General features: G+C 67.9%; 33 protein-coding genes and 1 other RNA gene. 33 read left to right on the top strand and 1 reads right to left on the bottom strand.

The features are described 5' to 3' along the window. Positions 1–420: 420 nt before the first annotated feature. Positions 421–1,128, bottom strand: a complete 708-nt coding sequence (locus RAN53_RS16370) for an XRE family transcriptional regulator (protein ID WP_414842986.1) — start codon at positions 1,126–1,128, stop codon at positions 421–423. 193 nt (positions 1,129–1,321) lie between these two features. Between RAN53_RS16370 and RAN53_RS12495 the strand changes: the two genes are divergently transcribed. The 33 genes from RAN53_RS12495 (at position 1,322) to RAN53_RS12335 (ending at position 21,897) form a co-directional block, all read left to right on the top strand. Continuing rightward, positions 1,322–1,666 carry a helix-turn-helix domain-containing protein gene (locus RAN53_RS12495; protein WP_305797139.1) on the top strand — a complete coding sequence of 115 codons (345 nt, stop codon included), beginning with the start codon at positions 1,322–1,324 and terminating at the stop codon, positions 1,664–1,666. Positions 1,667–1,668: 2 nt separating this feature from the next. Next, complete coding sequence (locus RAN53_RS12490) at positions 1,669–2,106, top strand: hypothetical protein (protein WP_305797138.1); 438 nt, start codon at positions 1,669–1,671, stop codon at positions 2,104–2,106. Then, on the top strand, positions 2,103–4,205 hold the full coding sequence (locus RAN53_RS12485; RefSeq protein WP_305797137.1) for a DNA-binding protein: 2,103 nt from the start codon (positions 2,103–2,105) through the stop codon (positions 4,203–4,205). Before RAN53_RS12490 ends, RAN53_RS12485 begins: the two co-directional genes overlap by 4 nt. A gap of 38 nt (positions 4,206–4,243) precedes the next feature. Continuing rightward, on the top strand, positions 4,244–4,966 hold the full coding sequence (locus RAN53_RS12480) for an AAA family ATPase (RefSeq protein WP_305797136.1): 723 nt from the start codon (positions 4,244–4,246) through the stop codon (positions 4,964–4,966). Positions 4,967–4,968: 2 nt separating this feature from the next. Next, positions 4,969–5,598 carry a hypothetical protein gene (locus RAN53_RS12475; RefSeq protein ID WP_305797135.1) on the top strand — a complete coding sequence of 210 codons (630 nt, stop codon included), beginning with the start codon at positions 4,969–4,971 and terminating at the stop codon, positions 5,596–5,598. Next, on the top strand, positions 5,595–5,996 hold the full coding sequence (locus RAN53_RS12470; RefSeq protein WP_305797134.1) for a hypothetical protein: 402 nt from the start codon (positions 5,595–5,597) through the stop codon (positions 5,994–5,996). Before RAN53_RS12475 ends, RAN53_RS12470 begins: the two co-directional genes overlap by 4 nt. Next, positions 5,993–6,619 carry a hypothetical protein gene (locus RAN53_RS12465; RefSeq protein WP_305797133.1) on the top strand — a complete coding sequence of 209 codons (627 nt, stop codon included), beginning with the start codon at positions 5,993–5,995 and terminating at the stop codon, positions 6,617–6,619. The genes RAN53_RS12470 and RAN53_RS12465 overlap by 4 nt, the downstream gene beginning before the upstream one ends. Beyond that, positions 6,616–6,909, top strand: coding sequence for a hypothetical protein (locus RAN53_RS12460; protein ID WP_305797132.1), 294 nt, complete (start codon positions 6,616–6,618; stop codon positions 6,907–6,909). Before RAN53_RS12465 ends, RAN53_RS12460 begins: the two co-directional genes overlap by 4 nt. Then, entirely contained in the window at positions 6,896–7,306 is a 411-nt protein-coding gene (locus RAN53_RS12455) for a hypothetical protein (protein ID WP_305797131.1), read from the top strand. The genes RAN53_RS12460 and RAN53_RS12455 overlap by 14 nt, the downstream gene beginning before the upstream one ends. Before the next feature lie 2 nt (positions 7,307–7,308). After that, complete coding sequence (locus tag RAN53_RS12450; RefSeq protein WP_305797130.1) at positions 7,309–7,938, top strand: DUF3164 family protein; 630 nt, start codon at positions 7,309–7,311, stop codon at positions 7,936–7,938. An 11-nt stretch (positions 7,939–7,949) separates the two neighbouring features. Further along, positions 7,950–8,189 carry a hypothetical protein gene (locus RAN53_RS12445; RefSeq protein ID WP_305797129.1) on the top strand — a complete coding sequence of 80 codons (240 nt, stop codon included), beginning with the start codon at positions 7,950–7,952 and terminating at the stop codon, positions 8,187–8,189. A gap of 10 nt (positions 8,190–8,199) precedes the next feature. Continuing rightward, entirely contained in the window at positions 8,200–8,421 is a 222-nt protein-coding gene (locus RAN53_RS12440; RefSeq protein WP_305797128.1) for a hypothetical protein, read from the top strand. Next, positions 8,420–8,488: hammerhead ribozyme type II (locus tag RAN53_RS12435), an RNA gene on the top strand. Before RAN53_RS12440 ends, RAN53_RS12435 begins: the two co-directional genes overlap by 2 nt. 9 nt (positions 8,489–8,497) lie before the next feature. After that, entirely contained in the window at positions 8,498–8,905 is a 408-nt protein-coding gene (locus RAN53_RS12430; RefSeq protein ID WP_305797127.1) for a hypothetical protein, read from the top strand. Next, a complete protein-coding gene (locus tag RAN53_RS12425) occupies positions 8,902–9,117 on the top strand; it encodes a hypothetical protein (protein ID WP_305797126.1) in 216 nt (71 codons plus the stop codon). The genes RAN53_RS12430 and RAN53_RS12425 overlap by 4 nt, the downstream gene beginning before the upstream one ends. After that, complete coding sequence (locus RAN53_RS12420) at positions 9,114–9,530, top strand: gp16 family protein (RefSeq protein ID WP_305797125.1); 417 nt, start codon at positions 9,114–9,116, stop codon at positions 9,528–9,530. The genes RAN53_RS12425 and RAN53_RS12420 overlap by 4 nt, the downstream gene beginning before the upstream one ends. Then, positions 9,523–9,939, top strand: a complete 417-nt coding sequence (locus RAN53_RS12415) for a Mor transcription activator family protein (protein WP_305797124.1) — start codon at positions 9,523–9,525, stop codon at positions 9,937–9,939. The genes RAN53_RS12420 and RAN53_RS12415 overlap by 8 nt, the downstream gene beginning before the upstream one ends. Positions 9,940–9,952: 13 nt before the next feature. Continuing rightward, positions 9,953–10,402 carry a hypothetical protein gene (locus tag RAN53_RS12410; RefSeq protein ID WP_305797123.1) on the top strand — a complete coding sequence of 150 codons (450 nt, stop codon included), beginning with the start codon at positions 9,953–9,955 and terminating at the stop codon, positions 10,400–10,402. 155 nt (positions 10,403–10,557) lie between these two features. After that, positions 10,558–10,908 (top strand): putative holin, encoded by a 351-nt coding sequence (locus RAN53_RS12405; protein WP_305797122.1) that lies wholly within the window; start codon positions 10,558–10,560, stop codon positions 10,906–10,908. Position 10,909: 1 nt separating this feature from the next. Continuing rightward, the gene (locus RAN53_RS12400; protein WP_305797121.1) at positions 10,910–11,524 is read left to right on the top strand and encodes a hypothetical protein; all 615 of its coding nucleotides are present in this window, start codon (positions 10,910–10,912) and stop codon (positions 11,522–11,524) included. Then, positions 11,521–12,246 carry a lytic transglycosylase domain-containing protein gene (locus RAN53_RS12395; protein ID WP_305797120.1) on the top strand — a complete coding sequence of 242 codons (726 nt, stop codon included), beginning with the start codon at positions 11,521–11,523 and terminating at the stop codon, positions 12,244–12,246. Before RAN53_RS12400 ends, RAN53_RS12395 begins: the two co-directional genes overlap by 4 nt. After that, entirely contained in the window at positions 12,240–12,632 is a 393-nt protein-coding gene (locus tag RAN53_RS12390) for a hypothetical protein (protein ID WP_305797119.1), read from the top strand. Before RAN53_RS12395 ends, RAN53_RS12390 begins: the two co-directional genes overlap by 7 nt. Then, positions 12,622–13,035: a hypothetical protein gene (locus tag RAN53_RS12385; RefSeq protein ID WP_305797118.1), complete on the top strand. Its 414-nt coding sequence runs from the start codon at positions 12,622–12,624 to the stop codon at positions 13,033–13,035. Before RAN53_RS12390 ends, RAN53_RS12385 begins: the two co-directional genes overlap by 11 nt. After that, on the top strand, positions 13,032–13,379 hold the full coding sequence (locus RAN53_RS12380; protein WP_305797117.1) for a hypothetical protein: 348 nt from the start codon (positions 13,032–13,034) through the stop codon (positions 13,377–13,379). Before RAN53_RS12385 ends, RAN53_RS12380 begins: the two co-directional genes overlap by 4 nt. Continuing rightward, on the top strand, positions 13,376–13,684 hold the full coding sequence (locus RAN53_RS12375; protein ID WP_305797116.1) for an ArsR family transcriptional regulator: 309 nt from the start codon (positions 13,376–13,378) through the stop codon (positions 13,682–13,684). Before RAN53_RS12380 ends, RAN53_RS12375 begins: the two co-directional genes overlap by 4 nt. 10 nt (positions 13,685–13,694) lie before the next feature. After that, the gene (locus tag RAN53_RS12370) at positions 13,695–14,243 is read left to right on the top strand and encodes a DUF3486 family protein (RefSeq protein WP_305797115.1); all 549 of its coding nucleotides are present in this window, start codon (positions 13,695–13,697) and stop codon (positions 14,241–14,243) included. Further along, complete coding sequence (locus tag RAN53_RS12365) at positions 14,243–15,751, top strand: hypothetical protein (protein ID WP_305797114.1); 1,509 nt, start codon at positions 14,243–14,245, stop codon at positions 15,749–15,751. The genes RAN53_RS12370 and RAN53_RS12365 overlap by 1 nt, the downstream gene beginning before the upstream one ends. Continuing rightward, entirely contained in the window at positions 15,745–17,376 is a 1,632-nt protein-coding gene (locus RAN53_RS12360) for a DUF935 domain-containing protein (protein ID WP_305797113.1), read from the top strand. Before RAN53_RS12365 ends, RAN53_RS12360 begins: the two co-directional genes overlap by 7 nt. Further along, positions 17,376–18,593: a PBECR2 nuclease fold domain-containing protein gene (locus tag RAN53_RS12355; protein WP_305797112.1), complete on the top strand. Its 1,218-nt coding sequence runs from the start codon at positions 17,376–17,378 to the stop codon at positions 18,591–18,593. The genes RAN53_RS12360 and RAN53_RS12355 overlap by 1 nt, the downstream gene beginning before the upstream one ends. A 3-nt stretch (positions 18,594–18,596) precedes the next feature. Beyond that, entirely contained in the window at positions 18,597–19,076 is a 480-nt protein-coding gene (locus RAN53_RS12350) for a phage virion morphogenesis protein (protein WP_305797111.1), read from the top strand. A 60-nt stretch (positions 19,077–19,136) separates the two neighbouring features. Then, complete coding sequence (locus RAN53_RS12345; RefSeq protein WP_305797110.1) at positions 19,137–20,063, top strand: hypothetical protein; 927 nt, start codon at positions 19,137–19,139, stop codon at positions 20,061–20,063. Between the two features lie 238 nt (positions 20,064–20,301). Then, positions 20,302–21,426, top strand: a complete 1,125-nt coding sequence (locus RAN53_RS12340; protein WP_305797109.1) for a phage protease — start codon at positions 20,302–20,304, stop codon at positions 21,424–21,426. A gap of 36 nt (positions 21,427–21,462) precedes the next feature. Next, complete coding sequence (locus RAN53_RS12335) at positions 21,463–21,897, top strand: hypothetical protein (protein ID WP_305797108.1); 435 nt, start codon at positions 21,463–21,465, stop codon at positions 21,895–21,897. Positions 21,898–21,904 lie beyond the last annotated feature (7 nt).

Below are 21,904 nucleotides of genomic sequence, written 5' to 3'. Positions count from 1 at the left end.
GCTGGTTCTGAAACGAGAGGGAACCGATGGCCTTCGGGTCATGGGCACGAAAAAAGCCGACTCCCGGAGGAATCGGCTTCTTCGATATTTGGTAGCGGGGACCGCTGGTTCTGAAACGGGAGGGAACCGATGACCTTCGGGTCATGGGCACGAAAAAAGCCGACTCCCGGAGGAATCGGCCTTCTCGATGTGTGGGTTAGCAGTAGATATGGCATAGGGGAGCGAGCGGCGAAGTGTGGGACTATTTTCGGCTATTCGGGAAGATGTGATCCGAGAAGTTCAGGAATGACGCGGGTTTGAGGGGGATAGAGAGAAGCAGGACGCGATAGCTGGCAAGCGAATCGGTGCCAAATAGGCGCAAAACAAGAAAAGGGCCGTCTCGGTATGAGGCGGCCCTTTTTGTGCGGTATTTGGCCCTGACTAGAGATCGCGCCAGAGAGCCACAGCGCGGGCTAGGATATGAGTCCTGCGAAGCTGGTCCTTGTCCCGAATGTGAAGGTGCAGGCTTTCATCGGCATCTGCGGAAAGCACCAACCCGCCGCCCATATCTAAGCGTAAGCGTCTGAGGGTTGTGGGCCCCTTGTCACCAATACGCAACAGATAAATACCACCTGCAGAGGGTAGCTCGTCTGGAGCAAGGCCAATAGTGGAGCCATTGTCTGCACGATGCATCAGTGTTTCACATAACAGCCGATCACCAGGTTTGATCGTAGGCGCCATATCGTCCTCACGCGTCACTAGGAAGCGCAGATGTGTAGGCTCCAGACCGCGTGATTTCAGCCAATCGCGGCGGACCGCGTACAAAGTACGACCAACACCCTCGCTGGTGGTGGTCATTCCCTCGATGTAGGCGAAGTCATCTGGCTCCTCGTGGCTATCACTCGCATCTCTAGACTCTTGAAAAAAATGTGTTCTCTCTGCGTGGCCGGTAGCTAACCAGCTCGGATCGACACCTAGGTCTGAAGCTAGGCGAAGAAGCCTATCCAGGGCGGGATAGGTATCCCCGCTCAAATAACTGCGTATAGAGCCCTCAGAGAAATCAGATCTCTGAGCAAATGCCCGTGGCTTCTCATCTCCTAACGCTACAGCCAGCCTCTCTCTGAAGCGTTCGATTCCATGCTTCCGCAAAGAATGATCAGACGCTCCTTGGGCTTCGTCATGCGTTTGTCTAGAAATCAATGATTTAGCCTCGCTTGCTCAGATAAAAGACCAGAACGGAAAAGAACGCTCAGATAAATGCTTGTTGTGCCCATTTTTCTGCGCTACGGTTATGGCGAAACCTCGGATAGACATCGCAGTCAAGCCACGACGAGAGAGCGCCATGAAGCCCGACATTCCCCGAGATCCCGAGCAGCGCTGGGAGTGGATCAAGTACCAGATCCGCTCTCGCGGCATGACCATGACCGCGCTGGCCGCCTCCCTGGGCGTGACCCACAAGGCGATGGGTAACGCCAAGTACGGGCCTTATCCGCGCATGGAGCGGGGTATCGCCAAGCTGTTGGGGCTGACGCCGCAGCAGATCTGGCCGGAGCGCTGGAACGCCGACGGCACCCCAGCGCGGCAGCGGCCGAACCGCAGCGAATCGAGCCCCAGGGTGCGCCTCGCTAACCGCAAGGATAGCGGCTCTAACGCTCGCGCGCAGCGTATAGCAGGCGAGGAGGTTTGACCATGCGCCGCGTTCACGACAGCGCCACGTTTGACCTGTTCGAGGTGCCCCGCCCGGTGATTCCGACGCCCGGCTGCGGCAATTATGCCGCGCAGGTGAGCGAGCTCGTGGGCGTGGTGCTGAAGGACACCCCGGTGGATCGCCACGAGATCGCCGCCCAGATGAGCCGACTCTCCGGCGACGACGTCTCCAAGCACATGCTCGACGCCTGGAGCTCACCGGCGCGGGCTGACCACAACATCCCGTTGTACCGCGTGCCGCTGCTCGAGGAGGTGTGCCACAGCCACGCCTTCACCGACTGGCTGGTGCACCTGCGCGGCGGGCGGGTGGCCTACGGCCGCGAGGCGCTGGCCCAGGAGTACGGCAAGCGCCAGCGGATGATGGACCAGCTCAAGGCCGACATGCGCGAGCTGAAACGGCTGATGGGAGAAGAAGAATGAACTGCAAGACCTCCCTCTCAGCTCGCGAATGGTTCACCGCCAAGGAGTTGGCCGGGCTTCCGGGTCTGCCTGGCACAGAGCAGAACGTTCGTGCGTTCGCCAAGCGCCACGGCTGGGAAGGCCAGCGCCGTCTCGGCACCAAGGCCCTGGAGTACCACGTCGCGGTGCTGCCGCGGGAGACCCGCGACGCCCTGGTGCTTCGTCAGCTTAACGAGGCGCGTGGCGAGGACGACGCCCCCGCGCCCGAGCCGGCCCCGATCGCCGCGGAACCCGAGCCCCAGCAGGTCGCCACCGACACCCTGCGCCTCACAGACACCCAGCGCCGCGTGATGAGCGCCCGGGTGGCCTTCGTGCGCGAGATCGAGCGCATGAGCCAGCTGGTCAGCCAGCAACAGGCCATCGAGACGTTAGTCGCCCTGGCGAAGGCCGGCGATCTAACGCCTTACCTCGCCGAGCGTGTGGTGATCGCCAACGATCGTAAGAGCGAGACCCGCACCCTGAGCGAGCGCACCCTCAAGCGCTGGGTCTCCGCCTTCAAGAAGGAAGGCGAGCGCGGCCTCGCGCCTAAGCGCCGCCGCGCCGACATGAGCATGCCGCCCTGGGCGGGGGAGTTCCTCAAGCGCTACCAGCGCCCGCAGAAGCCCAGCGTCGAGGCCGCCTACCAGCAGCTGGTCGAGCAGACCGAAGGCCCGCATCCCAGCATCCACCAGGTGCGCCGCTTCCTCGCCAAGCTCAGCCCCGAGGCCCGCGAGCGCGGCCGCATGGGCCCCCGCGAGCTCAAGGCCCTGCAGCCGTTCAAGCGCCGCAAGACCGAGCACCTGCTGCCCAACGACGTGTGGGTGGCCGACGGCCACACCTTCGATGCCGAGGTGATCAACCCGCTGACCGGCCAGGCCTTCCGCCCCGAGGTCACGATGATCATCGACTGGGCCACCCGCCGCATCGTCGGCTTCGCCATCAACCTCGCCGAGTCGACCCTCGCCACCCTGGACGCCCTGCGCGACGCCGTCAGCCGCGTCGGCATGTTCAACCTCTTCTACGTCGACAACGGCTCCGGCTTCGATAACGCCAGCGTCTATGAGGTGGTCGATCGTCTCGGCGGCACCATCACTCACTCGCTGCCCTACAACTCTCAGGCCCGCGGAGTCATTGAGCGCCCGCACCAGAGCATCCTGGTGAAACTGGCCCGCGAGATGCCCAGCTATATCGGCGCCGACATGGACCCCGAGGCCGCCAACCGCGTGCACAAGCTGTCACGCAAGGCGATCAAGGAAGGCCTCAAGCCGGCGATGATCCCCACCTTCCAGGAGTTCTACGACCGGCTGAATGCCGCCCTGGATGCCTACAACTATCGGCCGCATTCCGCGCTGCCCAAGATCCGCGACCTGGAGACCGGCCAGCGTCGCCACCAGAGCACCATGGAGGCCTGGAAGAGCGCCGAGGCCGAGGGCTTCGAGGCGCTGACCGCGCCCGCTGATGTCATCGCCTCGCTGATGCGCCCGCAGGAGATCCGCAAGACCCACCGCGGCGAGGTGCGCTTCGCCGGTGGCCTCTACTTCCTGCGCGAGCTGGCCGACTTCCACGGCGACGAGGTGAAGGTGGCCTGGGACTACCGCGACGTCAGCCGCGTGGGCGTGTTCACCCTGGAGGGCGAGTGGATCGGCGAGGCCATCCTCGATGGCAATGCCACCCCGGCGATGCCCGCCAGCATGATCCAGCGCGCCGCCGACAAGCGCGAGGCCGGCCAGCTCAACCGCCTGGTCAAGAAAGCCAAGACCATCACCGGCCAGGACGTCGAGATCCGCACCCTCGAGCCGGCCACCGAGCGCACCTATGACGAGCGTCGCCTCGAGGCCGGCCGGGCCAAGGCCCGTGAGCTGGCAGCGCCTCAGGCGGAGCGCTTCGAGATCCCCCGCGACCCCACCCAGCGTTACCGCCTGTGGCAACAGCTGGACGCGCGCCAGCGCGCCGGCGAGGTGCTCGGCGAGCAGGAGAAGACGTGGTGGGAAAGCTACCCGAAGACGACAGGATTCCGCGCCATCCAGCGCGTGATGGATGCCGAGGGACGGCAATCCCCCGGCACCCGGCGGGCCATGTAAGCGCATGGCCCATGACACCCAAGCAAGTGAGGACTGATATGAGCGTCAACGCCATTGTACCACTGACCAACGTGGGCCTCCTGGCCACCGCCGTCGAGAACGTGATGAACCGGCCGCCCGAGCTGCCCGGGGTCGCGGTGATGTACGGCTTCAGCGGGCTGGGCAAGAGCCTGTCCGCCGCCTACACCGCCAACCTGCATCGCGCCTACTACCTGCAGTGCCGGGAGTCTTTCACTCGCAAGGCCTTCGTGCAGGCGATGCTCCGCGAGATGGGCATCACCCCCATGAAGACGCTGAACGAGATGATCGACCAGGTCGCCGAGCAGCTCAGTCGGTCCGGCCGACCGCTGATCATCGATGACGTCCAGTACGTCATCGAGAAGAGCGCCGCCAACATCATCACCGACCTCTACGAGGCCAGCCAGGGCACCCTGGTGCTGATCGGCGAGGAACACGTGCCCACCGCCATGAGCAAGCGTCTGGAGCGCCTGCACAACCGGGTGCTGGAGTGGGTGCCGGCGCAGGAAGCCAGCCTCGACGACGTGCAGCTGCTGGCCGAGAAGAGCTATCCCGACATCGAGATCGGTGCCGACCTGCTCGAGCGGGTCAACACCCGGGTGCGCGGCTGCCTGCGCCGGGTCGCGGTCAACCTCTACCAGATCCACTGCGAGGCCCTGGCCAACGGCTGGGCCCGTGTCGACCTCGCCACCTGGGGCGATCGCGACATCCACACCGGCCAAGCGCCGGCACGGAGGGGCTGAGCATGTCACGCAAGCCCGTCCATCTCGAAGCCCAGGGCCCCAAGGGCGACCGCCAGGCCATGTGGGAGACCCTGCGCCGCCTGCACCTGGCCGGCGAGCCGATCACCATCCGTGACGTGTGGCTGGTGCTACCGCCCGAAACCCCCAGGGGCCGCGTGCGCGATTACCTGGTGGGCCTGGAGCGCGCCGGCTACCTGGAGCGCCTGGCGGAGCCCAGCAAGAGCGGCGAGGCGGTGCGCTATCGCCTGGCCCGCGACGTAGGCGTGGAAGCCCCGCGGGTTACCAAGCAGGGCCGCCACGTCACCCAGGGCCTGGCCCGCGAGCAGCTGTGGCGCACGCTCAAGATCCTCGGCGAGTTCAGTGCCGCCGAGCTAGCCGATGCCGCCAGCACACACCGGGTGTCGGTCGCCGAGGCCAGTGCCGTCGAGTACTGCCACTACCTGGAGCGCGCCGGCTACCTGCGCCTGACCCGCCAGGCCGGCCCCGCCGTGGCCGCCCGCTACCGGTTGGTGCCCAGCCGCTGGAGCGGTCCGCGCCCGCCGATGATCCAGCGCGTCAAGCAGCTGTTCGACCCCAACCTTGGCGAGGTGGTGTACAGCCGCGAGCCCAGCGTGGAAGGAGGTGCCGAATGAGTCCCCGCAACCCTCGTCCGGTGGATCTCTCCGCCTGGGGCCCCGAGCCGCCGCGCTGGATCCGCCTGCTGGCCAGCGAGGTGCAGGCCAGCAACCGCACCGAGGCCGGCAAGCGCATCGGCATCTCGCGCACCGCCGTGTCGCTGTGCCTGGCCAACAACTACTCCAGCCCCAGCACCGCCGGCATCGAACGCCGTGTGCTGGCCGCCCTGGATGGCCGCGATTGCCCCGCCCAGGGCAAGCGCATCAGCGCCGAGGCCTGCCGCGAGTTCCGCGACCGTCCGGCCCCCACCCACAACCCCATGGCGATGCGCGTGTGGCGCACCTGCCAGGGCTGCCCGCACAACCCGGAATGCGAGAACGGTCGCGGGCAGGACGCCAAGGGAGGTGAGTCATGACCATCCGCGGCATCTGCCCCGAGTGCGGGCTCTCCGCCGAGCTGGCGGCGTTCGTCACCCAGGGCGAGCACAACCAGGCGCTGGCCGCGGCGCTGGAGATCCCCGCCATCCTTGGCCCCCGCGTGGTGCGCTACCTGGGGCTGCATCGGCCACCCAGCCGGGCGCTGGCCGGGGCCAAGGCGGTGCGCCTGCTCACCGAGCTGCGCGACGTGATCGTCAGCGGACGCATCGAGCGCAAGGGCATCAGCCGCCCGGCACCGCTGCAGGCCTGGATCGCCGCCCTGGACAAGCTCCTGGAGCGCCCGCCCAGCAAGCTGCCGCTCTCCGGCCACGGCTACCTGTTCGAGATCGTCGCCAGCGAAGCCGACCGGCTCGACGCCGAAGCCGAGAAGCGCAAGGAAGAGGCCGTTAGAAGCGGGGCCAGCGCGCCGCCTTCTAACGCCTCGCCCGCCGTGCGCGAGCGCAGCACCGAAGACGTGCTCGCCGAGCACAAGCGCCTGGCCGAACGTCGCCAGGGTGGCAAGCGCCAGGCCAGCGAGAAGCCCGCTGGCAAGGCCCGCGGCAAGCACTCCATCAGCCAACTGTTGCAAGGCGCGCCGCGCCCGGAGGAAGGCGAGTCATGAGCGAGCAACCCATCATCCGCAACCCCTACCAGGCCCCGCGCATCGCTTACCGCCCGCGCTACGCCTGCCCTGAATGCGGCCCGCTGGGCAGCGCCGAGTTCACCCTCGACCACCGCTGCGCCCACTGCAATCGCCCGGTGTTGGCCATCCGCCAGTTGGGCGAGCGCCAAGACCGCGAGATGGTCAGCCTGCCGCGTCGCGACCTGGAGCTGATCATCGAGCACTGCGGATGCGCCTACACCCACACCGCCCTGCGCGAACTGCTGGAGGCCCACCATGCGGACCTATAGCGACGCCGTCATCAACCACTACGCCGACCGCTTCATCGCCCTGCGCCTGGCGCAGCACGGCATCAGCCTCGAGCAGTACCTGGCCCACCCCGAGCGCTGCGAGCGCCTGGCCCTGGAGCCCGAGCCGCTGCTGGCCGCCCAGCAAGCCGCCGCGCTGCGCCTGTGGTGGGCCTGGGATACCGGCCTGGCCCCCGCCGGTGCCAGCACCGCGCCCAGTGCGCTGCCCGCCAACTACCAGTGCTGGCGCGAGCTGATCGCCCAGTGGCGCCACGCCGAAGCCACCGTGGAGCGCGACATCGCCCACCTGCCGCGCCGCAACGGCGCCTTCATCGAACCGCTGCATCACCACCGCTTCCCGCGCGGTGGCCAATCAAACTTCACCAAGCGAGGAGCCTGACCATGAACGCCAAGACCCCCATCGCCGACAGCGTGCCCGACGGCTTCCGCCAGGACGCCAAGGGCCGGCTGGTACCCGAAGACCAGATCAAGGAGATCGACAAGCTGCGCGACGAGTTTGTGCTCTCCATCGTCGACCGCGCCTGCGAGCTGCGTGACGAGCTGCGCGATTTCAAGGGTGACGTCTTCTCCGAGATCGAGGCCTTCGTCGAGACCAGCGCCCAGGAGTACGACGTCCAGATCGGCGGCAAGAAGGGCAACGTTCAGCTCACCAGCTTCGACGGCCAGTACAAGGTGATCCGCGCCATCCAGGAGCACATCACCTTCGACGAGCGCCTGCAGGCCGCCAAGGGGCTGATCGACGAGTGCCTCAAGGAGTGGACCGCCGACGCCCGGCCCGAGATCGCCACCATCGTCCAGGACGCCTTCCGCGTGGACAGCGCCGGCAACATCCGCACCGGCCAGGTGCTCGGCCTGCGCCGGCTCAACATCCAGGACCCGCGCTGGCTGCGCGCCATGGATGCCATCGCCGACGCCGTCCAGGTCACCGGCTCCAAGAGCTATGTGCGCATATATAAGCGTGACGACAAGGGCCGCTATCTGCCCATCAGCCTGAACATCGCCGACGTGTGAGGAGGTGTGACATGAGCACCGCAACCCAGGGGCCCTTCGGGCCCCGCTGCACCATCACCATCGAGCAGGGCGAGGCCGGCGTTATGGTCGCCGCCGAGTTCGGAGAGGCGCTGGACTTCCGCGCCCCCATGCTCACCCAGGCCCTGGCGCTGCAAGGCATCGACGCCATCAACCGCCAGCTCGCCGACCTGCGCGAGATCGCCGAGGCCAGCGGCCAGCCGCTGCACCCCACCCGTGCCTACAACCACTGAGGTGACCGCAATGAACGAGCCGATCCTGATCCGTGTGCGGCTCAGCACGCAGACGTATACCGCCAGCGCCGCCGGCAAGCGTGCCAGCGCCACCGCCGGGCACCGCCAGGCCGCCGAGCGCCTGGCTGAGAAGCTGGCCGAGCGCGGCACCTGCGAGCTGTGCTTCGCCGGCATCGACAACAGCGACCCAGCCCGTGCGGTGCACTGCTACAAGCTCTACCCCAACCCGTAAGCGAAACGCCCACCCATGGGTGGGCGTCGTCCGGCGGTGGTGCGCCGGGCCTGATGAGCAGCCAACGAGGTGACGTGTGAACAAGTGGCAGCAGCTCGAGGAGCAACTCAAGGGCGTGTTCGGATGCGCGACGATCATGGCCGATGGCCACGAGGTGACGCTCCAGAAGCGCCTCGACGGCGAGAAGCTAGTGATCCAGGTCTACGTCGACGGCTGGATCAAGGGCCAGTGGTGGAGCGTGGACGAGCAGGGCCAGCCGGAGCACCCCGAGGGCCGCTTCTGGCGCCCTATGAAGTGCCGCGCCTGGCCGCTCAAGCAGTACAAGGAGCTGAAGAAGATCTTCGGCCAGAAGAAGGCCGACGAGATGACCGCCCTGCGCACCGTGGCCGTCACCCCCTGCTGGGGAAGCCCCCGGCCGCTGATCAGCCACCTCAAGAAGCACTTCCCTAACCTCGAGCTGAAGAAACAAGAGGTGACGTCATGAGCTGTGGATTCCCTGTTTGCCCTCACTGCGGGTATCCGTTTGATGCCGAGGAAATCTGGCATCGAAGAAGTGGATGTGAATTCCCGACGGAAAGCGATGGCGAAGAAGGGGAGTTCGATTGCCCTGGATGCTTCAAGCCACTGTTTGTCCGCCTGGAGCTGACCCCCTCCTGGACCTTCACCGACAGCGAAGGCGAAGAGGTGACGTCATGATCAGCAAAGGCAAGCTCGCCCAGATCCATATCGCCAAGGCCCAGCTCGGCCTGAGCGACGACGAATACCGGGCGATCCTGGCGTGCACCGCCGGGGTGAGCAGTGCCAAAGAGCTCACCAACCGCAACGTCGGCAACGTGCTCCACGAGTTCCGGCGGCTGGGTTTCGTGCCCCAGCCGGCCAAGAAGGCGGGCCGCCAGGCGCCGCGCCCGCCACGCAGCCGCGCCCGGGTGATGGACAAGATCGAGGCCATGCTCGCCGAGGCCGGCCGCCCCTGGGGCTACGTCGACGGCATGGCCCGGCACATGTTCAAGGTCGAGCGAGTCGACTGGCTCGACGACGACCAGCTCCAGCGGCTGATGCAGGCGCTGATCATCGATGCCAAGCGGCACGAGAGGTACCCCGATGAGTGATGACAACCTGGACCTCGGCTTCGCGATCCCCGAAGACGCCCTGGAGCGCCTCGAGGATCCTGAGCTGCTCAAGAAGTGGCCCCAGGGCCTCACCGACATGATCATGGTGATCGAGGCCGCCATGGTGCGCCGAGGTGCCAGCCGCGAGCAGGCCCGCCGAGTCGCCTTCGTGGCGGTTCGCGCGCTCAGCCAGTTCGCCGGCGGCCGCAGCTTCTATATCCCCAAGGGCGAGGCACTGGACCGCGCCCTGCGCGACCGTGAGCTATGGGAGCGCTTCGACGGCAGCAACATCTCCGAGCTGGCCGCCTGGGCACACCTGACGGAGGTGCAGGTCTACGCCATACTGGCAGAGCAGAGGAAGCTGGCGCGCCGGAGAGTGCAGCCAGAGCTGTTTGAACACCAGGCCTGAGGGGAACAGGGGCATGAAGAGAACAACGACAATCGCCGCTATCATCTTGATCGCCAGTCTGGCGGGATGTGCATCAGGCCCGCCGGTGAACAAGGCGACGCGGTCGGGATACGCCGAAGCGATGATTCCACACCTCAACGGCGAGGAGATCCGCGACAAGATAGTCTCTCGTTGCTTGGACCGCGGTTTCTCGATCGAGACCTCGACCGAGACCCAGGTGGTGTGCCGCCAACGGATCGACGGCGCAGCCGGCATCATGACCTGGGCTATGATCGGCAACAGCTACTCCACCCAGCCTGATGTGGTGCTGCGTTTCACCATCGCCAACAGCGAGGGCGCCTACCGCGTGGTGGCACAGCCACATGCCGAGACCCAGATGGCCATGGGCCAGATGCGGCGCATGGACCTGAAGGAGAATAACCAGCTCCGCAACAACATCCAGGCATTCCTGGACTCGATCTAGCCAGCTTTACAGCCCGCCCGCGATCGCGCTAAATACCCCCATCACGCCCCGCCATCGAGCGGGGCGTTTTCGTAAGATGCCTGATTGCCGGGTTCCAACGGGAAGCCCCTAGCCTGAACTCCTAAAGCGAGTTCATCCCACAGGCGAGGTGTCCCGTGCTCCCCACGCTCTCTACCCACCTTCGAGACAAGCTGCGCGTCGGCCCCTGGCTGGTCGCCGCGCTGATCATGGCTGCCATCGTCGGCCTGCTCTATCCCCACCAGCTGGGCGTGCTGCTGTGGAGCCTGACCAAGCTCTCGTTCGGCGCCTACCTCGGCTACTGGATCGACCGCTCGATCTTCCCCTATGCCCGCCCGGGCGATGCCCTGGACCCACCCCCGCCGGATGCCCGCGACTACTACCTGCCGCTGATGGTCGAGGAGGGCATGATGGACCCCGCCATGCTGATGCTGCGCCGGGCGATCATCATCGCCGCCGCCATCATCGCCCTGGGGCTGGGGGTGTAACGTGGCCCTCGATCGGCGCACCGTGCTGGCGGCCATCGCCGCCGAAACCGCAGACCGCGCCGGCCCCATGCCGGTGTGGCTGGTGGAGGTGGCGGCCAACGCCAAGACCCGCCCGGAGCGTGACTTCGTGGCCACCGAGCTGATCGCCTTGCGCCAGGCGCAGCTGATCGAGTGCCACCGCCAGAACGGCGCCAGCGGGGTCTCGTTGACCGAGGCCGGCCGCGCCGAGCTGCGTGAGCTCAACCAGGGCAAGCGTCAGCCGAGCTCCCTACACTCCGCCCCGAGCTCCCTACACTGCGACCCGAGTTCGGCCCCTAGCTCCCTACACTCCGACACTGGCTCCCCGCACTCACCACCCATGCCCGACGCTCCGGTCGGCGCTCCGATGGGCGAGAGCCAGGTGAAGACCCCGCCGGCACCGGATGCCGGCCCGCTGCCGGATCTCGAACGCCTCGACCCCGAGCTCCAGCCGCGCCTGTGCGCCCTGATGATCGAGCTCGGCCAGGTGCTGGTGGAGGATCTGGCCACCGCCACCGAGGCCCGTGACCTGCGCCGCGCCCAGCGCCTCAACGACCTGGCGCGCCGCGTGCTACGCCACACCCGGAGGCCGTCATGATTGCCCCTCGCCGAATGCTGGCCGGCTGGCTGGAGAAACGTGGCCCGGTGGGCTGGCTGCTGTGTGTCGGCCTGGTGGCCGTAGCGGGCTGGCTGCTGGGTGTGGCGCGCATCGCGCCGTTGCTGCTGCTGGTGGCGATCGGCATGGCCGCCTGTCACGAGGCCTACGCCCAAGGCATCCCCGGCAGCGCCGAGCGCTACCAGCGCGAGCTCACCCGCGTGGTGCAGCAGGAGTGGGGCATGAATGGCCGGGTGGCCGTGCATGGCGCCCAGATCCACCAGGAGAGCGCCTGGCGGCCAGGGGTGAACAGCCCCATCGGCGCCCAGGGGCTCAGCCAGTTCATGCCCGGCACCAGCGCCTGGATCGCCGAGCTCTACCCGGATCTCGGCCCCGCCGCGCCCTATTCGCCGGGCTGGGCGATGCGCGCCCAGGCCCGCTACAACAAGTTCCACTGGAATCGCCTTTCCGGCACCGCCGACCAGTGCGAGCGCTGGGCAATGACGCTCTCCGCGTACAACGGCGGGCTCGGCTGGGTGAACCGCGACCGCCGCCTGGCCGCCGCCGCCGGTGACGATGCCGCCCGCTGGTTCGGCCATGTGGAGCGCTACACCAACCGCGCCGGCTGGGCCAAGCGCGAGAACCGTGGCTACGTGCGCCGCATCCTGCTGACCCTGACCCCGCGCTACGTGCGCGCCGGCTGGGCCGGGGGCAACCCATGCTGAGCCTGGTGCGCAAGCTGGTCCCCGGCTGGGTGTGGGTGGCGATCATCGGCCTGGCCGCCGTTGGCGGGCTGGGCTGGTGGGGCGTGACCACCTGGGAGGCCCGGGTCGAAGAGCGCCAGTCACTCGCTCAGCAGGTAGAAACGCTGGAGGCGAGCCGCGAGCGCTGGCAGGCCCACACCCTGAGCGTGATGGCACAGCTGGGCGAGGCCCGTGAGCGTGCCCGCCAGGCCGAGTCAGCGCTGGCCGAGTTGCAGGCCGCCCTGGCCGCGCGCGATGCCGACTATCGCGAAATCCGCCGGCGCATCCGCCAGGCCCCGGCGGAGGATGACGGTCCCGTAGCCCCGGTGCTGCGCCAGGCCCTGGAGGCGCTACCTCATGCCGATTGAGCTGATTCTCTACCTGGCGATGTTCATCGTCGGCGGCGGCCTGCAGCTGTATTCCACCTGGGGCTGGAATCAGTGGCCGGCCAGGTGGGTGCCTCTGGTGCCCTGGCTGCTGCTCTTCATGGTGATGCTCCTCAATGCCGGCTGCGCCACCCGCGAGGCGCCGCCGCCCGAGCCGCCGCTGCCGACCCCGGTGCTGTGCGCCGCCCCGGCGGGAATGACCGGGCAAGAGCCGGGGCCGGATCGGCCGGAGGGCGAGATCACCCAACGTGACGTGGCCGCCTACCTGATCGAACTGCACCGCTGGGGCTGGCGCGGCTGGCGTCGCCTGGAAAGCGTTAGAGCGCATGCCGAAGCATGCGCCTCTAACGCCCAACAACCGACAACCGACGAGCCGAGGGAATGATGGGAGCCATCGACTGGACCGCCGCCCGTTTTCTGTTCGACCTGCTCTCCGCCCTGTTCATGGGCGGGGTGGCCATCTACGTGTGGTGGACCAACCGCACCCGCGCCACCGGCGCCGCCCTGGGCGAGGTGCACGGCCGCATCGACCAGGTCGACAAGCACATCGCGCGCATCGAGCAGACGCTCGACAGCCGCCCGGGCTACGCCGAGATCGACGTGCTGCGTAGCGAGATGGCCACCATCAGCCGCGGCATGGCCGAGATCAGCGCCCAGATGCAGAGCACCACGGCGCTACTGGGCCGCCTGCATGAATACCTGCTCACGGAGAAGGGGAACGCACGATGAGCACCGACTTCCAGGACTTCGAGACCGAGGGGCGCCGGTTGGTGATCCTGCGCATCCTGTCACGCCGCAACCAGTACACCACCAACGAGTACAGCCTCCACGACGAGCTGAAGGGCGCCTATGCGCATATCGTCAGCCGCGACCGCCTGCATGGGGATCTCGCCTGGCTCGAGGAACAGCAGCTGGTGATCACCCAGCAGCCCCGCGCCGGCTGGATCGTCACCCTCACCGCCCGCGGCTCGGATGTGGCCGAGGGCCTCGCCCAGGTGCCTGGGGTGGCCAAGCCGCGCCCCGGCATCCGCTGAGGAACCGCCCATGCCCCCGCGCAACAAGGTCTTTGATCTGCCGCCGGAGATCCGCGACGCCCTCAATGAGCGGCTGGTCTCCACCGGCTTCCAGGGCTACGAGGCGCTCGCCGCCTGGCTGAATGAGCAAGGCCACGAGATCTCCAAGAGCTCGGTGCACCGCTACGGCAAGGACCTCCAGGAGGAGTTCGAGGACGCCATGGGCAGCGTGCGGCGCACCACCGAGATGGCCAAGGCCATGGCGGATGCGGTGGAGGACGAGGAAGGCCACCTGATCGACGCCACCGCGCGCATGGTCCAGGAGCACCTGCTGAGGATCTCGCTGGAGTTCCGCAAGATGGAGATGGAGCCGGATGCCGCGGCCCACCACCTGGGCAAGGTCTCCAAGGCGCTGGACAGCCTCGGCCGGCTCTCCATCACCCAGAAGAAGTACGCCCAGGCCCTGCGCAAGGACGTCGCCCGCGAGGCCGCCGACGCCGCCGAGGGCGCCATGGCCAGCCAGGGAATGAGCCGCGAGGCCATCGATTCCATCAAGCGCGACATCCTGGGGATCGCCTGATGACCGCCGTGCTGCCCGAGTCCGTGCTGCTGCCCTACCAGAAGGCCTGGATCGAGGACCCCTCGCCGCTGAAGATCGCCGAGAAGAGCCGCCGCACCGGCCTGACCTGGGGCGAGGCGGCCGACGCCGTGCTCTCCGCCAGCGCGGCCAGGAACGCCGGCGGCACCAACCACTTCTACGTGGGCTCCAACAAGGAGATGGCCATCGAGTTCATCGATGCCTGCGCCATGTGGGCCAAGGCGTTCGATCGGGCCGCCAGCGCCATCCAGGAGGAGGTGCTGCACGACGAGGACAAGGACATCCTCACCTTCAACATCCACTTCGCCAGCGGCTTCAAGATTCAGGCGCTGTCCAGCCGCCCCAGCAACCTGCGCGGCCGCCAGGGCAACGTCACCATCGACGAGGCGGCCTTTCATGCCGAGCTGGCCGAGGTGCTCAAGGCCGCCCTGGCCCTCACCATGTGGGGCGCCAAGGTGCGCCTGATCAGCACCCACAACGGCGTCGACAACCTCTTCAACGACCTGATCCAGGACTCGCGTGCCGGCAAGAAGCGCTACAGCGTGCACCGCGTCACCCTGGACGACGCCTGCGAGCAGGGCCTCTACCAGCGCATCTGCCAGGTGCGCGGCATGCCGTGGAGCCCCGAGGCCGAGGAAGAGTGGAAGGCCAACCTGCTGGCCGACACCGCCACCCGCGAGGACGCCCTCGAGGAGTACTACTGCGTGCCCAAGAGCGGCGGCGGGGCCTACCTCAGCCGCGCCTTGATCGAGGCGCGCATGGTCGAGGCCCCGGTACTGCGCTTCGAGGGCAGTGCCGAGTTCAACGCCGTGCCGGAGCGCTACCGGGCGCTGGAAGTGGAGGAGTGGTGCCAGCGCGAGCTGGCCCCGCTGCTGGCCGCGCTCGACCGCCGCGACGAGCACGTCTTCGGCGAGGACTTCGGTCGCTCCGGGGATCTCACCGTCATCGCGCCCATGGCCATCACCGCCCACCTAGTGCGCCGCGTGCCCTTCCTGGTGGAGCTGCGCAACGTGCCCTTCAAGCAGCAGGAGCAGGTGCTGTTCTTCATCGTCGACCGCCTGCCGCGGCTGCGCGGCGGCAAGCTGGACGGGCGCGGCAACGGCCAGTACCTCGCCGAGCAAGCCGTGGAGCGCTACGGCAGCACGGTGGAGGCGGTGATGCTCACCCAGGGCTGGTACCTGGAGAACATGCCGCCCTTCAAGGCCGCCTTTGAGGACGCCGGCATCGAGATCCCCCGCGACCGCGACACCGGCGACGACCTGCGCGCCTTGGAGGTGATCAAGGGCGTGCCCAAGCTGCCCGATGCCAAGACCGGCGCGAAAGGCGATCGCCACGGCGATGCCGCCATCGCCTTGGTGCTGGCCCACGCGGCCTCGCTGTCCGACGCCGTGGCCATCGACTTCATCCCGGTGCCGCGTGGCCCGGGCGGGGCCTTCGCCGACGATAACGACGACAACCTAACAACCGACTGGGGAGGTGGCGCATGGTAGCCATTCGAGGACTCATCAGCCGCCTGTGGGGCGGTGGCCACCAGGCGCTCAGCGAGCAGCAGACCGACGAGGACGATGGCGCCGGTACCGCGCGCATCGGCTCGCTGAAGCGCGAGTTCGCCGAGCACCCCAGCAAGGGGCTCACCCCGGCCAGGCTCTACCAGATCCTCGAGGAGGCCGAGCAGGGCCAGCTCAAGGCCCAGCACGAGCTGTTCGACGACATGGAGGAGAAGGACGCCCAGATCGGGGCGGACCTCGGCAAGCGCCGCCAGCTCGCCGCCGAGCTGGAGTGGCAGATCGTGCCGCCGGATGGCGCCAGCGCCGTGGAGAAGCGTGCCGCCGATCAGGCCGCCGAGGTGTTCTCGGCGTTGGAGGTGGAGGACCTCATCCTGGATCTCGGCCAGGGCATCGGCCACGGCTGGGCCAACCTGGAGCTCCCCTGGAGCCGCGACGGCGCCACCCGCTATATCGAGCAGCCCATCCTGCGCCCCCACTCCTGGTTCCGCCTGCACCCGCACGACCAGAACGTCATCACCCTGCGCGACCACAGCGCCACCGGCGCCGAACTGTGGCCGCTGGGCTGGGTGCAGCACCGCCACCGCGCCAAGGCCGGCTACGTGGCGCGCATGGGCCTGCACCGCATGCTCGCCTGGCCCTACCTGTTCCAGAACTACGCCCTGGGCGACCTGGCGCAGCTGCTGGAGGTCTACGGCCTGCCCGGGGTGGTGGGCAAGTTCCCCAAGAACGCCACCGACAAGGAGAAGGCCACGCTGCTGCGCGCCGTGGTTTCCATGGGCAAGGATGCCCGCGGCATCATCCCCGAGGGCATGGCCATCGAATTCCAGGAGGCCGCCGGCAAGGGCACCAGCGCCGACCTCTACAAGCAGATGATGGACTGGTGCGAGCGCGCCAAGGCCAAGGCGATCCTCGGCGGCACGCTGACCAGCGGCACCGGCGAGGGCACCAACACCAACGCGCTCGGCAACGTGCACGAGCGCGGTCAGGCGTCGCTGATCCGCTCCGACGTGCGCCAGTACGCCGGCACCATCCGCCGCGCCATCCTGTGGCCGATGGCCGCGCTCAACTTCGGCATCGAGAAGCCCAACCGCGCCCCGCGCTTCTACCTCGACATGGGCGAGACCGAGGACTTCAAACAGCTCGCCGACACCCTGCCCACCTTCGTCGACATGGGCGCGCGCATACCCAAGTGGTGGTTCCACGAGAAGAGCGGCATCCCCGAGGCCGGCGAGGGTGAGGAGATCCTCACGCCCCGCGCCCAGCCCGCCGATCCGTTCGCCCAGGGCGGCGCCCCGGCGGCCCTCAAGGCGCCAGCACCCCGCCGTGCCCTGGCCGCCCTGGCGGTGGGCAAGGATGGCCGCGAGACCGGCGAGGATGCGCCCGAGCTGCAGCTGGCCCGCCTGCGCGAGGAGGGCGATGCCGCCCTGGAGCCCTGGACCGAACGCATTCGCCAGGCGGTGGACGAGGCCGAGAGCCTCGAGGAGCTGCGCGACCGCCTGGTCGAGTTGATGCCCGAGCTGCCCGCCGATGAGTTCGCCGAGGTGATGACCGAGGCGCTGGCCGCCGCCCATCTGGCCGGCCGCTACGACATCCTGGAGGACGACTGATGGCCGCCGAGCAGTACGGCTCGCTGCCGTTCCGCGAGCAGATCGAGGCCTTCCGCGAGCGGGTACCGATCCCGACCCGCGCCTGGACGGACGTCTATGGTCGCGAGAACGACCAGGCCTTCGCCGTGGCCGGCGCCAACCGCCAGGCCATCGTCGAAGACTTCGCCGAGGCGGTCGACCGCGCCATCAGCGAAGGCCGCACCCTGGCGCAGTTTCGCGAGGAGTTTGACACCATCGTCGCCCGCCACGGCTGGGCCTATAACGGCAGCCGCGGCTGGCGCAGCCGGGTCATCTACGACACCAACCTGCGCCAGAGCTATGCCGCCGGCCGCGAGGCGCAGATGGCCGACCCCGAGCTGCGACGCGCACGCCCCTACGGGCTCTACCGCCACGGTGGCAGCCGCGACCCGCGCCCGCACCATCTCGACAAGGATGGCTGGGTGGTGCCCCTGGACGATCCCTGGTGGGACGTGTGGACGCCCCAGAACGGCTGGGGCTGCAGCTGCAAGAAGTACACCCTGAGCGAGGACGACGTGGAGCGCCTGGGCCTGGAGGTGCGCCGCGAGCCACCGCCCATCGAGTACGAGGAGCGCACCGTCGGCGCCAATGGCCCCAGCCCCCGCCGTGTGCGCGTGCCGGTAGGCATCGACCCCGGCTTCGAGCATCGCCCCGGCGAGGCGCGGCTGCGCGGCATCACGCCGCGCCGGCTGGAGGCACCGCTGGCCTCCGCCCGCCAGGCGCCCGATCGCCCGGCCCCCGACATGCCCCCGGCGGCCCGGCCGGCTCCGGCCGCGCCGGCTGCCGACGGCCCCGAGGCTGAGGTCGCCGCCTTCCTGGCCCGCTTCGGAGCCGCGCCGGATCAAGCCGCTTTCCACCCCGACCCCCTGGGCGAGATCCTGCCGATCTCTCGCCAGTTGTTCGGCGACGAGGCCACCCCCCGGCTGGGCGCCCTGGCCGGCAGCCTGCACCTGCTGGGCGAAGCGCTGGAGGCGCCCGACGAGATCTGGACGGCGCTGGTCTACCACCAGGAGGCCGAGCGCTGGCTGCTGCGCCGCCGCTACCTGGCGTGGCTGGCCGACGACCAGGGCGAGCGTGCGGTGCTGTTCGAGTGGGGCCGCGCCGGCTGGGCCGCCGCGGTGGTCGCCGGCGACAGCGAGCGCCTTGGCGAGTGGCGCCACGGCGTGCGCCTCTACCGTCGCGGCGAAGAGGAGGAGTGACCCATGGCCGGTGCCCGCCTGCAGATCGAGCTAGACGCCCGTCCGGTGCTCAGCGCCCTGGCCGAGCTGGCCCATCGCATCGATGCCCCCCAGCCCGCCTTCCGCGAGATCGGCGAATACCTGGACATGGCCCACCGCGACCGCTGGGACGCCCAGCGCGCCCCGGATGGCTCGCCCTGGGCGCCGCTGTCTGACGTCACCAAGGCCCGCAAGAAGAAGAACGCCGACCGTGTGCTGGTGCTCGATGGCTACCTGCGCGACACCCTGCGCTATCAGGAGAGCGCCACGGAGCTGCTGTTCGGTACCGACCGGGTGTATGGCGCCGTGCATCAGTTCGGCGCCAGGCAGGGCGCCTTCGGCACCACCGCCCGGGGTGGCCCGATCCCCTGGGGCGACATCCAGGCCCGCCCCTGGCTCGGCATCGGCAGCGAGGACGAGCAGCCGATCCTGGCCATCCTCGAGCGGCACCTGATGCGCGGCTAACGTTTCATTGCCTCAGCCTCCTGAGACCTCTAACGTTTGGTGAAACGACAGGAGGCGCTTGTGGTAGAGAATGCAGGGAACGAAGAATACAGCGTGGCCATGCCGCTCAGGCTCTATTTCAAGACCGATGAGCCGGTAGCCATCAAGGAAGTAGCGGATTCGCTGGTCGCGATGGAGAAGCTGGCCAAGCGCATTCCGATAATGCTGAGCCAGTTAAGTGGCGTCGAAATCGACACCCATCAGCTCAGCGTCGAACGGATCGAGTCTGGCAGCTTGCTGGAAGCGCTGGTGTTGATGGTCTTTCTCAGCACACCAGATCAGCAGGCAGCCTTGCTCAAGTTCCTGGAGCAGCACCCCATGGGGAAACCTCTCAAGTATGGACTGGCTGGATTGTTTGCCTTGCTGCTGATCAGCGAGGGCTACCATCTGGTCACGGACTTCCTCAAGGAAGATGCCCCAAGCATCCAGGGCAACCACAACACCATCATCACGATCACAGCTGAAAACATGGATGTCTCGGAGCACGACCTTCGCGAGGCACTTGCATTCGCGGCAGGGGGCAATCGCAAGGAGCTTGCGCGCTCCGCGCTTGACGTGGCTAGGCCGATCGCCAGTCACGCGAATGCCTCAATTCATGCTGAGGAAGCGTCATCTCCGATATCGATACCTTCGGAGGCTGTCAGCGAGATTCCATTCGATGCGGATCTCAACGCCCAGGAGCATGACATCGACTATGAAGACACCCTGGTGCAGATCCGTGCGTTGGATCGCGACAAGACGGAGTCAGGTTGGTGGGGCATCATGCCGGTGATCGGCGAAAAGCGGCTGCGCCTGCATTTCGCGGACGGTGTCGATGTAGACTCGGTCACCCATCGCCCTGACGTTCATGTCGATGCGACCGTCACTTATCGGCATGACATCAACAAGTCCAGGCTGGTACCCAAGTACATCACGATCACTAGGATCTATCCCGCGCAGAGGCGCTGAACAGCCCGGCCGCATGTAAGGCCCTATAAGCCCCTCTGAGCCGCTATCCGCTACGCTGGCCCGTGTTTTCCCGGCGACAGCCGTTAGACCCGCGTTAGAAGCGCGAGGCGGGGCATTGCCACCCGAGGCCGACGGTCATATGGTGCTGACACCCCCTAGCGCTATCTGAAACACCCCCGCCGAAACTCCCAATACGCTTTAAATCCTCCCCCCGGTTCACGGGCGCCATGCTGCGCCCATGACCACGCAACGCTCCACCTCACCCCTGGCCGCGCTCTCCACCCCGGCGGCCCACCCGGCCCGGCCGGTGGCGGCCTGCGCGCTGCGCGTGCAGGCCAGCGAGTACGAGACGCGCCTGATCCCCGCCGGCACCTTCGACGCCCCGCGCGGCTCGATGGCGGGCGAGGGGCCCTGGCGGCTGGATGCCCAGGGCGCCGCGGCGATCATCGCCCTGGCGGCCAACCGTGCCACCGACATCGTTATCGACTACGAGCATCAGACCCTGCTCAGCGAGAGCAACGGCCAGCCGGCCCCCGCGGCCGGCTGGGTCGACCCGCACTCGCTGGAATGGCGTGACGATGGTCTCTATGGCGCGGTGAGCTGGACCGAGCGTGCCCGCACCATGATCGAAGGTGGCGAATACCGCTACCTCTCCCCCGTGTTCCCGTACGACGCCAAGAGCGGCGCCGTGCTGGATCTGCTGCATCTGTCACTGACCAACAATCCCGCCATCAGCGATGGCGATGCCGTCCTGGCTGCCGCCCGTCGGGCGTCTGCCGCACCACAGCACAAGGAGGCTCCCACCGTGGACCGCTCAAAGCTGATTGCACTGCTCGGCCTGGTGGCCGACGCCACCGACGAGCAGATCGAGACCGGCCTGGCCGCCCTCAAGGCCCAGGCCGATACCGCCAAGACCTTGCGCCAGGCCCTTGACGTGGGCGAGGGCGACGACGCGGCCGCGGTCGTGGCGGCGCTCAAGACCAAGGCTAGAACGCCCGCCACCCCGGACATGAGCCAGTACGTGCCCAAGGCGGTGTTCGAGGAGACCACCGCCCAGCTGGCGGCGCTCAAGGCCAACGGCGATACCGCCGAGCTGGACGGCCTGATCGAGACCGGCCTCAAGGATGGCCGCATTCCCGGGAAGGCCACCGCCGACTGGCTGCGCGGCCAGGGCCTGGCCGCCTGCAAGGCGCACCTGGAGGGCGCGCCTTCCATCGCCGCTCTGAAGGGCCCGCAGACCGGCGGCAAGCCGCCCGAGGGCGACGACAAGGCCAAGGGCGCGCTTTCCGATGCCGAGTTGGCGGTGTGCAAGGCCATGGGCCTGACCCCCGAGGCCTACCGCGCGGCCAACCCGGTCGAGTAACCCGCCACCCGGATCGCCTGAGAGGAGAGTGCCGTCATGGCCACCACCAAGAACCGCAACACCCCGACCCGCGCCGGCTTCCGCCGTAGCGCCCCCGTCGCCGCCGATGCTGTGTGCCATGCCGGCGCCATCGCCGTGCTCAATGCCACCGGTTTCGCCGAGCCGGCCAGCACCGCCACCGGCCTCACCGCCCTGGGCGTGTTCCACCACTACCAGGACAACACCGGCGGCGCCGATGGCGACCAGGTGGTCGAGATCGAGCGCGGCTTCTTCCACTTCGCTAACAGCGCCGCTACCGACGAGATCACGCGCGCCGCCATCGGCTCGGTCTGCTACCTGGTCGACGACGAAACCGTGGCCGCCACCGATGGCACCGCCACGCGCAGCCCCGCCGGCATCGTCGATGACGTCGACGAGCACGGCGTCTGGGTGTGTATCGATCCCACCAACGGCGTCGCCGCCAGCGCTTGATAGGAGC

It is taken from the genome of Halomonas sp. SSL-5, assembly GCF_030708455.1.
GTDB lineage: Bacteria > Pseudomonadota > Gammaproteobacteria > Pseudomonadales > Halomonadaceae > Halomonas.
The sequence above is the reverse complement of the archived record's forward strand: the minus strand, read 5'-3'. Positions and strand labels throughout refer to the sequence as shown.